An 8689-nucleotide genomic window follows, 5' to 3' on the forward strand; every position below is an offset into this window, starting at 1 on the left:
CCGTCCCCCGTCCCCACCGTCGACACCCACGTCCACGTCTTCACCCGCGCCCTGCCGCTCGCCGCGGGGCGGCGCCACTCGCCGAAGGGCGACTTCACGCCGGACGACCTGTTCGCCGTCACGACGCGACACGGCGTGCGCGAGATCGTCGTGGTGCAGCCCTCGTTCCTCGGCACCGACAATTCCTATCTGCTCGACACGCTGGCGCGCGCGCCGGAGCGGCTGCGCGGCATCGTCGTGGTCGATCCCGGCGTGACCGACACGACGCTCGACGCCTATGCGGCCAGCGGCGTGGTCGGCATCCGGCTCAACCTGCTGGGCAAACACATCGCGGTCGCGCTGTCGCCGGACTCGATGGCGCTTCTGACGCGCGTCGCGGCGCGCGGCTGGCAGATCGAGATCCAGGCGGAGGGCGAAGCCTTCCTGCCGCTGCTCGACGCGATCGTGCCGCTCGGCGCGCCGGTCGTGATCGATCACTTCGGTCGGCCCGACCCGAAGCTCGGTGTCGACGATCCGGGCTTCCGTCGCCTGCTCGCCGCCGGCCCGGACGGACCGCTGTTCGTGAAGATCTCGGGCAGCTACCGCTGCGGCGGCGCCGACGCGGGCGCTTACGCCCGCGCGCTGCTCGCCGCGCTCGGCCCCGGCCGTCTGCTGTGGGGCAGCGACTGGCCCCACACCGAGCACGAGGCGACCCGCCGCTACGAGGACGGCCTCACGGAGCTGCGCTCCTGGCTCACATCGGAGCAGCAGGCCGCGGTGGCGGAGACGTCGCGAAGGCTGTTCGGGTTTACGAGGTGATCAGCTTGCCGTCGTCCATGACTCGTCATGGCCGGGCTTGTCCCGGCCATCCACGTCTCGCGGCATTCACCATCGCCAGCAGGCGTCTCGAATAGGGAGTGCGGCCTCATGCTTCGAGACGCGGCCGGAGTTTACACTCTCGGTGCGTGCGAAGCGCGGACGCGGGTAGCCGCTCCTCGCCATGAGGAGCGAGTCAATGCAGTCGCCTCGTAGCATCAGAACAACCAAGAGACCGTAGAAGACGTGGATGGCCGGGACAAGCCCGGCCATGACGGAGGACTGGGGACCTCACCGCCCGAAGCCCGGCTTCCCGAACCGCTGCTCGATCTTCGTCAGGAGCTGATCACGAATCTCGCGATAGGCGCCGAGACGCTGCTCGCGGGTGCCGTCCTCGAAGGTTCCGGGATCGTGGGTCGGCCAGTACTCGACGTCGACGGCGAGCGTGCGGGTGAGCTCCAAGGCGCGGTGGTGCGCCTCCGGCGACAGTGTCACGATCAGGTCGAAGTTGAGCCCTTCGAGGTCTTCCAGCTCCTCGACCGTGATCGGCTTGTGCTTGGAGAGATCGAGCCCGACCTCGTCCATCACGGCCGCGGCGAACGGGTCCGGCTCGCCCTTGCGGACGCCGGCCGAGCCGACATAGCTCTTGTGGCCGTAATACTGGCGGAACATCGCCGCCGCCATGGGCGAGCGCACGGAGTTCCAGGCGCAGACGAACAGCACCGCACCGGGCGGCCCGACGGGGCCCGGGGGGGGCATCGCCCTCACCCTTTCCAGTGCAGCACGGTGATCAGCGTGAACAGCCGCCGCGCCGTGTCGAAGTCGATCTCGATCTTGTCCTTCAGCCGCTCCGTGAGCAGCTCGGAACCCTCGTTGTGGAGGCCGCGCCGACCCATGTCGATCGCCTCGATCTGGCTCGGCGACAACGTGCGGATGGCGTCGTGATAGGTCTCGCACATCATGAAGTAGTCCTTCACGAGGCGGCGGAACGGCGTCAGCGACAGATAGTGCGCGACGACCGGCTCGCCGGCCTGGTCGCGCACGTCGAACACCAGGCGGTCGTTGGCGAGCAGCAGCTTCAGGCAATACGGCCCGCCGTCGTGACCGACGGGTGCGAACAGATTGTCCTCGAGCAGGTCGTAGATGGCGACGGTGCGCTCGTGCTCGATGTCGCGGTTGCCGGCCCCGATGGAGTCCTGGTCGAGCGTCACCTCGCAGAGGCGATGGCTCTCGCGTCCCTCGCGGACCCGTCGGCTCATTCGGCACCCGACGATTCGACAGGCGATTTGGACGAGAGCCGCAGCGACACCGAGCGGGCGTGCGCGCCGAGGCCCTCGGCCTCCGCCAGCGTCACGGCGGCGGGCCCGAGGGCGGCGAGCTGCTCCGGCCCGCAGCGCAGGAGCGAGGTGCGCTTCATGAAGTCGAGCACGCCGAGCCCGGACGAGAAGCGCGCCGAGCGCGCCGTCGGCAGCACGTGGTTGGAGCCCGCCACGTAGTCGCCGATCGCCTCGGGCGTGTGATGGCCGACGAAGATCGCGCCGGCGTGGCGAATCTTGTCGGCGAGCGGCGCGGGGTCGGCGACCGCGAGCTCGAGATGCTCGGCCGCGACCTGATCGGCGAGCCCGACCGCCTGGTCGAGCGTCTCGACCAGGATCACGGCGCCGTGGTCGCGCCACGACGCGCCGGCGATTTTTTCCCGCGGCAATGTGGCGAGCTGCGCGTCCACGGCCGTCTCCACGGCGGCGGCGAGCGCCGCGTCGGTCGTGATCAGGATCGATTGCGCTGCGGTGTCGTGCTCGGCCTGCGCCAGGAGATCGGCGGCGATCCAGTCGGGATGGGCGGTGGCGTCGGCGATGATCAGCACCTCGGACGGGCCGGCGATCATGTCGATGCCGACCTTGCCGAACACGATGCGCTTGGCCGCCGCCACATAGGCGTTGCCCGGGCCGACAATCTTGTCGACCGGTGCGATCGTGTCGGTGCCATAGGCGAGCGCGGCCACGGCCTGGGCGCCGCCGACCCGGTAGATCTCGTCGACGCCGGAAAGATGCGCGGCGGCGAGCACCAGCGGCGCGAGCTTGCCGCCCGGCGCCGGCACGACCATCACGAGGCGCGCGACGCCGGCAACCTTGGCCGGCACCGCGTTCATCAGCACCGAGGATGGATAGGCCGCGGTGCCGCCCGGCACGTAGAGGCCGGCGGCCTCGACGGGCGTCCAGCGATAGCCGAGCTCGACGCCGAGCGCGTCGGTGAAGCGCTGGTCGCCGGGAAGCTGGCGGCGGTGATAGGCCTCGATGCGATCGCGCGCGAAGGTGAGCGCTTCGATGTCCTTCGGGTCGCAGGCGGCGACCGCGGCCGCGATCTCGGCCGACGTCACCCGCAACGCGGCGGCGCCGGCGGCGCCGAGGTCGAGACGGTCGAACTTCTCCGTCAGCGCGACGAGCGCCGCGTCGCCGTGCGCCCGCACGTCGTCCACGATGGCGCGCACCGCCGCCTCGACGTCGGCCGCCGCCTCGCGCTTGGCGCCGAGAAGGGCGGCGAAACGATCCTTGAACGCGGGGTCACGGGTGTCGAGACGGACGGGCATGGCGAGGCGGAACCGGCGGGCGGGGAAGGCCGCGCGACGGCGCTGCGGGCGCCGACCCTGCTGCCGCCCGGCTGCAGTCGGGAACGCGGCGGGCGCGACGAGGATGGGGTCGATCGTCCGGCCCTGACGGGCCGGAGCGGGTCAGCGGGGCGCGGCCGACAGGGCCGGGCTCGCCTGATCCTCGTGCGCCGGACAGGCGGTCGTATCCCACACCGGTCCGAGGTCGGCAAGCTCCACCTCGAGACACTCGACGTCGAGCCGCAGCTCGCCACCGCCAGAGAAGATCAGGACGACGCTGCCGCCCGGCGAGGCCGTCTCGACGAACTCGATGGTGAGCAGGTTGAGGACGAGGTCCTTGGCCTGGCATTCGAGGTTGCGGCACTTGACGGCCAGCACCCGGTCGAAGCGCAGCGCGGTGCGGCGACGGCGGAAATGGCCGTTCTCGCAGACCGCGCCCTCCCAGTCGAAGCGGTTCAGCCCCATCACCAGCCGCTTCTCCTGCGGCCGCCAATGGACATCTCCCACCTTCACGTGGGCGTCCTGGAGGTGGGTCGCGACGATCTCCAGATCGTCCTGGTCGAGGGCGACGAGCTTGAGTTGATCCATGACGGCGGCTCCTGCTCGACCCTAGTTAGGAAACCGACACGCCGCGCACAAGCCTCGATTGCGTACGGATTGATCATTCGGCGGGATTGGGTAATGCCGGCCGCAGGGCCACGGCGAGCGGTACCGTCAGCAGCGCCGTCCCGGCGATCAGAACGAGCACCGCGACGAGCCCGACGGCGTCGCCGATCGTCCCGTACAGCACGGGCGCCGCCGCCCCCGACCCGATCGTCGCCGTGTAGAACAGGCCGAAGGCGCGGGCCCGCCGCTCCGGCGCGACCAAAACAGGAACCGAGCCGTACAGCACCGACGAAGTTCCGTTCAGCGCAACACCGATCACCGGCAGCAGCACGAGCGCGCCGACCAGCGGCAACGGCAGCAGCGCCAGGATCGCGACCGTGGTCAGCGCCTCGGTGGCGAGCACGGTGGCGAAGACGCCGATGCGGGCGCCGATGACGGCACAGACGAGCTTGCCGGCCGCCCCGCCGGCGAACACCAGCGCGAGGGCGAAGCCGACCGTGCCGACATCCGCGCCTTTGGCGACCAGCAGGAACGGCAGGAAGGTGAGGAACGCCATCCGCACCGCGCTGTCGACCACGGCGATGCCGACCAGCAGGCGGAAGCCGGCCGGTCCCGGGCGCGGTCGGGCCGTGCCGGAGGCGACGTCGGCGGCGGCGCCGGAGGCAGCCTCGGTGCGCGGCGCGGCGGCCAGGATCGCGACCGCGGCGGCAATCCCGACGAACCCGAGACTCACCACGGTGGCGCGCCAGCTCGCCACCGTCATCAGCAACGCGGCGGCGAGCGGCAGCAGCATCTTTCCGAGATCGCCGGTGAAGTTGTAGGTCCCGATCGCCTTCAGGACGCGCGGACCTTCGAACGTCCGGGCGACCAGGGCCGAGGCGAGCGGATGCTGGGTGGCCGAGCCGAGCCCGCTCGCGGCGAGCGCCACGGCGAGCAGCACGAGGCCCGTGGACGCGCCTGCCAGCACGTAGCCGAGGCCTGCGAGCGCGGTGCCGAGCGCCAGCACCGGGACGGCGCCGAGCCGCTCGGCCAAAAGTCCGGCCGGCACCTGCAGGCCCGCCATGGTGCCGGCATAGAGCCCGCGCAGCAGGCCGACCGCGGCGTAGCCGAGCCCGAACTCGGCCTGCCAGACCGGCAGCAGCACGTAGATCACGTCCGTGTAGCCATCGTGCAGCATGTGGGCGCCGCCGGCGACCGCGAGCGCGCGGCGCTCCGTGGCGCGGTGCGCCTCGCCCGGCGGGATGTTCGGATCGCGGACATCGGGCGCGGCGGGCACGGGCTGCGTCACGGCGGGGGCTCCGGTGAACGAGGTCGGAGGCGGACGGCATGCCGCGGACTAACAGGCAGCGGCATCACGGGCGGGAACGCCATTGAAGCGGTCCGGCGGCCGTTTCACAACCCGCGGCCGGGGTCCCCCGGTTCCGGCGTCAACCTTTCGTTCACCCTTTCGGCAGCGCGCCGGGGATGATCGCGGCGCGCCGGGACCGCGGTGCGTCCCGCCGCGATAGGGCGACGCGAGTGCACCACAATTTCCGGTCAGAACGGTGGTCGAGCGGGTGCGGCGGGCCCTGCTCCGACCGGTCGCCCGGTGCGCGCTCGGTCTTCGATTTCGCCCCACCGGCCGTTTGCCAGGCCGGTCCGCCGAGGAGGCCCGGATGTTCTCGATCACCGATCTTTTTCAGTGGGACCGCTTCATCACCCCGTCGATCATCAAGGTGTTCTACTGGCTGGCGGTCGGGCTCGCGGTCCTGTTCGGGCTGTCCGGCGCCGCCTCGGCGCTGGCCCTGATGGTCCACAACATCTTCGGAGGACTGTTCGCGCTCTTCGCCAGCCTGCTCGGCGGCGTGGTCGGCGTCATCGCCGCCCGCATCGCGGCGGAGTTCGTGCTGATCGTCTTCCGCATCAACGAGCACCTCGGCGCCATCCGCAACAACGGCCGGATGTAGCGGCGACCAAGGTCGTTCACCTCTCCCTCAGGGAGAGGGTTTCAGCACCCGCTGCAGCGTCGAACTGAAAGGGACGACCTGCCTCGTCCCCCAGATCGCGGACCTGATGGTCCGCGCCCCGGGATGACCGATCCTCACGTCGCGAAGCGGAAGTGCAGCACGTCGCCGTCGGCGACGACGTACTCCTTGCCCTCCAGCCGCAGCCGGCCGGCGTCGCGGGCGCCCGCCTCGCCCGCATACGTGACGTAGTCGTCGAACGCGATGGTCTCGGAGCGGATGAAGCCGCGCTCGAAGTCGGTGTGGATGACGCCGGCCGCCTGCGGCGCCTTGGTGCCGCGCGTGATCGTCCAGGCGCGCGCCTCCTTCGGCCCCACCGTGAAGAACGTGACCAGATCGAGGAGCTGATAGCCGGCCCGGATCAGCCGGTTGAGGCCGGGCTCATCGAGCCCGATGGCGGCGAGATAATCGGCGCGCTCCTCGTTCGGCAGGATGGCGATCTCGGCCTCGATCTGGGCCGAGATGACGACCGCGACGGCGCCCTCCTCGGCGGCCCGCGCCTCGACGGCCTTCGAGTAGGCGTTGCCGGTGCCGGCCGCGGCCTCCTCGACATTGCACACGTAGAGCACCGGCTTCGACGACAGGAGGCCGAGCAGGCGGAACGGCTTCTCGTCCTCGGGCTTGAGCTCGACGAGACGGGCCGGCTTGCCCTCGCGCAGCAGCACGAGCGCGCGGCTCATCAGATCGAACAGCTCCTTGGCCTCCTTGTCGCCGCCCTTCGCCTTCTTCTCGGCGGCGACGACGCGCTTCTCCAGGCTGTCGAGATCGGCGAGCATCAGCTCGGTCTCGATCGTCTCGATGTCGGCGACCGGATCGATGCGACCTTCGACATGGGTGATGTCGCCGTCGTCGAAGCAGCGCACGACATGCACGATCGCGTCGACCTCGCGGATGTTGGCGAGGAACTGGTTGCCGAGCCCCTCGCCCTTCGAGGCGCCGCGCACCAGCCCGGCGATGTCGACGAAGGCGAGCCGGGTCGGGATGATGTCGTTCGACTTGGCGAGCTTCGCCAGCACGTCGAGGCGCGGATCCGGCACCGCGACCTCGCCGACATTCGGCTCGATGGTGCAGAACGGATAGTTCGCCGCCTGCGCGGCCGCCGTGGCGGTGAGCGCGTTGAACAGGGTCGACTTGCCCACGTTGGGCAGGCCGACGATGCCGCATTTGAATCCCATGATGCTCTCGTCAGGAGAAGAAGGGCTCGGGCGACCCGAGCTTGAAGGGGTCGAGGATGGTCATACCCTCGATCGTCCGCTCGTGCTGCATGTCTTCGCTCAGGAAGACACTGCACCGGGCGATCAAGGCGGATGCGATCAGTAGAGAATCCCACCAGTTGAAGCCGCCGGCGTCCTGCACCCGCCAGGCACGGCGCAGGACATCGATATCGAGATTGGCCGTGCAGCAGGAAACAAATCCGGAGATGAAGAGACGGGCCTCGTCACGCCCCATCCTCGGTCGCCGCTCCGTGATGACGCGATAGCACTCATTCAGGCTTTGCGGGCTCAGAACCAGGCTCTTGGTCTCGACCATCCTGGTCAGCCAGTCGGTCGCGATCTTCCGCTTTTCCGGCTCGCTCGGATCCACCGTGTAGACGATGAGATTCGTATCGACGAACCAGCTCCTCCTCCCGCTCGGCATAGAGCTCCTCGCGTGTCGGCAGATTCTTGCTGATGCCGGGGAAACCGGGACCGGTGAAGAACGGCCGTAGAATCGACATCGGATCCTCCGTCCCGCCCACCTTCTCGGCGACGGCGTCGGACACGTAGCGGGAGAGGCTTTTCGCCTGCTTCGCCGCCTCGACGCGGGCGCGCGCCAGGATGTCGTCCGGCAGCGTGATGGTCACGTTCTTCATGGGACACCTCGACACTGATTTCGTGTTTCAGTGTTTCCGTGTCAAGCGCGCTCGCCCTTCCCGGCAGCGCCCTTCGCGCCGCCGTCGCCGGCCGGCTCCTTGTCGGGCCCCAAGAATCCCTTCGCCTGCATGGCGAGGTGGACCTTGTTCTGGAAGGTCGAGTCCTGGCCCTTGGCGAGCAGGCCGGCATTGTCGGCGATGGTGTCGCAGAGCGTCGCGACCCACTCCCGCTCGGCCTTGGCGAAGTCCTGCAGCACGTAGTGCTGCACCATCTCCTTGATGCCGGGATGACCGATGCCGATGCGCACCCGGCGGAAGTCGTTGCCCATGTGGGCGCCGATCGAGCGCAGGCCGTTGTGCCCGGCGGCACCGCCTCCGGTCTTCAGCCGCACCTTGCCGGGCGGCAGGTCGAGCTCGTCGTGCAGCACGACGATGTCGGCGAGCGGGACCTTGTAGAACTGCGCGGCCTCCTGCACGGCGCGGCCGGACTCGTTCATGTAGGTCTCGGGCATCAGCAGCATGACGCGCTCGCCGGCCAGCGGCCCTTCGGTCGCCTGGCCGTGAAAACGCTTCCGCCACGGCGGGAAGCCGTGGCGGCGGGCGATCGCCTCGATCGCCATGAAGCCGATGTTGTGGCGGTTGCCGGCGTAGCGGGAGCCCGGATTGCCGAGCCCGACCAGGAGCCGCATGACGATGCCTCACGGGTCGGCCGGGGGCGGCGCACCGCCCCCGGACCGGCCTCACTTCTTGGCGTCGGGCTTCTTGGCGCCGGCCGCGGCCTTGGCGTCGCCGGCCGGGGCCTTGGCGCCCGCCGCCGGAGCCTTGGCG

Annotated in this window: 11 protein-coding genes; 2 read left to right on the forward strand and 9 right to left on the reverse strand. The window is 70.0% G+C overall.

Annotation, left to right across the window (positions count from 1 at the left end):
- Positions 1-798, forward strand: a 798-nt coding sequence (locus tag CCR97_RS01010) for an amidohydrolase family protein (protein ID WP_201159237.1), incomplete at its 5' end; no start/stop codon positions are given.
- Between the two features lie 288 nt (positions 799-1086).
- Here CCR97_RS01010 and CCR97_RS01015 read toward each other — a convergent pair.
- The 5 genes from CCR97_RS01015 to CCR97_RS01035 form a co-directional block, all read right to left on the reverse strand.
- Positions 1087-1554 carry an arsenate-mycothiol transferase ArsC gene (locus CCR97_RS01015; protein ID WP_111357972.1) on the reverse strand — a complete coding sequence of 156 codons (468 nt, stop codon included), beginning with the start codon at positions 1552-1554 and terminating at the stop codon, positions 1087-1089.
- A 5-nt stretch (positions 1555-1559) separates the two neighbouring features.
- Positions 1560-2054, reverse strand: coding sequence for a UPF0262 family protein (locus CCR97_RS01020; protein ID WP_111357971.1), 495 nt, complete (start codon positions 2052-2054; stop codon positions 1560-1562).
- Positions 2051-3382: a histidinol dehydrogenase gene (gene hisD, locus CCR97_RS01025; RefSeq protein WP_111357970.1), complete on the reverse strand. Its 1332-nt coding sequence runs from the start codon at positions 3380-3382 to the stop codon at positions 2051-2053. Before hisD ends, CCR97_RS01020 begins: the two co-directional genes overlap by 4 nt.
- A gap of 141 nt (positions 3383-3523) precedes the next feature.
- The gene (locus CCR97_RS01030; protein ID WP_111357969.1) at positions 3524-3988 is read right to left on the reverse strand and encodes a DUF2948 family protein; all 465 of its coding nucleotides are present in this window, start codon (positions 3986-3988) and stop codon (positions 3524-3526) included.
- Positions 3989-4061: 73 nt separating this feature from the next.
- Entirely contained in the window at positions 4062-5294 is a 1233-nt protein-coding gene (locus tag CCR97_RS01035; RefSeq protein ID WP_245428944.1) for an MFS transporter, read from the reverse strand.
- A gap of 367 nt (positions 5295-5661) precedes the next feature.
- Between CCR97_RS01035 and CCR97_RS01040 the strand changes: the two genes are divergently transcribed.
- Positions 5662-5952 carry a DUF4282 domain-containing protein gene (locus tag CCR97_RS01040; protein ID WP_111357968.1) on the forward strand — a complete coding sequence of 97 codons (291 nt, stop codon included), beginning with the start codon at positions 5662-5664 and terminating at the stop codon, positions 5950-5952.
- Positions 5953-6086: 134 nt separating this feature from the next.
- Here the strand turns inward: CCR97_RS01040 and ychF are convergent, their stop codons facing one another.
- Genes ychF through pth form a run of 4 tightly spaced genes read right to left on the reverse strand, consistent with a single transcriptional unit; the run spans position 6087 to position 8550 of the window.
- Positions 6087-7184, reverse strand: a complete 1098-nt coding sequence (gene ychF, locus CCR97_RS01045; RefSeq protein WP_111357967.1) for a redox-regulated ATPase YchF — start codon at positions 7182-7184, stop codon at positions 6087-6089.
- 10 nt (positions 7185-7194) lie between these two features.
- On the reverse strand, positions 7195-7593 hold the full coding sequence (locus CCR97_RS01050; protein ID WP_170145897.1) for a PIN domain-containing protein: 399 nt from the start codon (positions 7591-7593) through the stop codon (positions 7195-7197).
- Positions 7493-7861, reverse strand: coding sequence for a hypothetical protein (locus CCR97_RS32215; protein WP_170145896.1), 369 nt, complete (start codon positions 7859-7861; stop codon positions 7493-7495). Before CCR97_RS32215 ends, CCR97_RS01050 begins: the two co-directional genes overlap by 101 nt.
- A 41-nt stretch (positions 7862-7902) precedes the next feature.
- The gene (gene pth, locus CCR97_RS01060) at positions 7903-8550 is read right to left on the reverse strand and encodes an aminoacyl-tRNA hydrolase (protein WP_201159238.1); all 648 of its coding nucleotides are present in this window, start codon (positions 8548-8550) and stop codon (positions 7903-7905) included.
- Between the last annotated feature and the right edge of the window lie 139 nt (positions 8551-8689).

The organism is Rhodoplanes elegans, assembly GCF_016653355.1.
Classification (GTDB): Bacteria; Pseudomonadota; Alphaproteobacteria; order Rhizobiales; family Xanthobacteraceae; genus Rhodoplanes; species Rhodoplanes elegans.

What these genes read in the sequence shown, in the direction of transcription:
- CCR97_RS01015 (WP_111357972.1), bottom strand. Translation starts at nt 1,554, where the DNA reads ATGCCCCCCCCGGGCCCCGTCGGGCCGCCCGGTGCGGTGCTGTTCGTC.
- CCR97_RS01020 (WP_111357971.1), bottom strand. Translation starts at nt 2,054, where the DNA reads ATGAGCCGACGGGTCCGCGAGGGACGCGAGAGCCATCGCCTCTGCGAG.
- hisD (WP_111357970.1), bottom strand. Translation starts at nt 3,382, where the DNA reads ATGCCCGTCCGTCTCGACACCCGTGACCCCGCGTTCAAGGATCGTTTC.
- CCR97_RS01030 (WP_111357969.1), bottom strand. Translation starts at nt 3,988, where the DNA reads ATGGATCAACTCAAGCTCGTCGCCCTCGACCAGGACGATCTGGAGATC.
- CCR97_RS01040 (WP_111357968.1), top strand. Translation starts at nt 5,662, where the DNA reads ATGTTCTCGATCACCGATCTTTTTCAGTGGGACCGCTTCATCACCCCG.
- ychF (WP_111357967.1), bottom strand. Translation starts at nt 7,184, where the DNA reads ATGGGATTCAAATGCGGCATCGTCGGCCTGCCCAACGTGGGCAAGTCG.
- CCR97_RS32215 (WP_170145896.1), bottom strand. Translation starts at nt 7,861, where the DNA reads ATGAAGAACGTGACCATCACGCTGCCGGACGACATCCTGGCGCGCGCC.
- pth (WP_201159238.1), bottom strand. Translation starts at nt 8,550, where the DNA reads ATGCGGCTCCTGGTCGGGCTCGGCAATCCGGGCTCCCGCTACGCCGGC.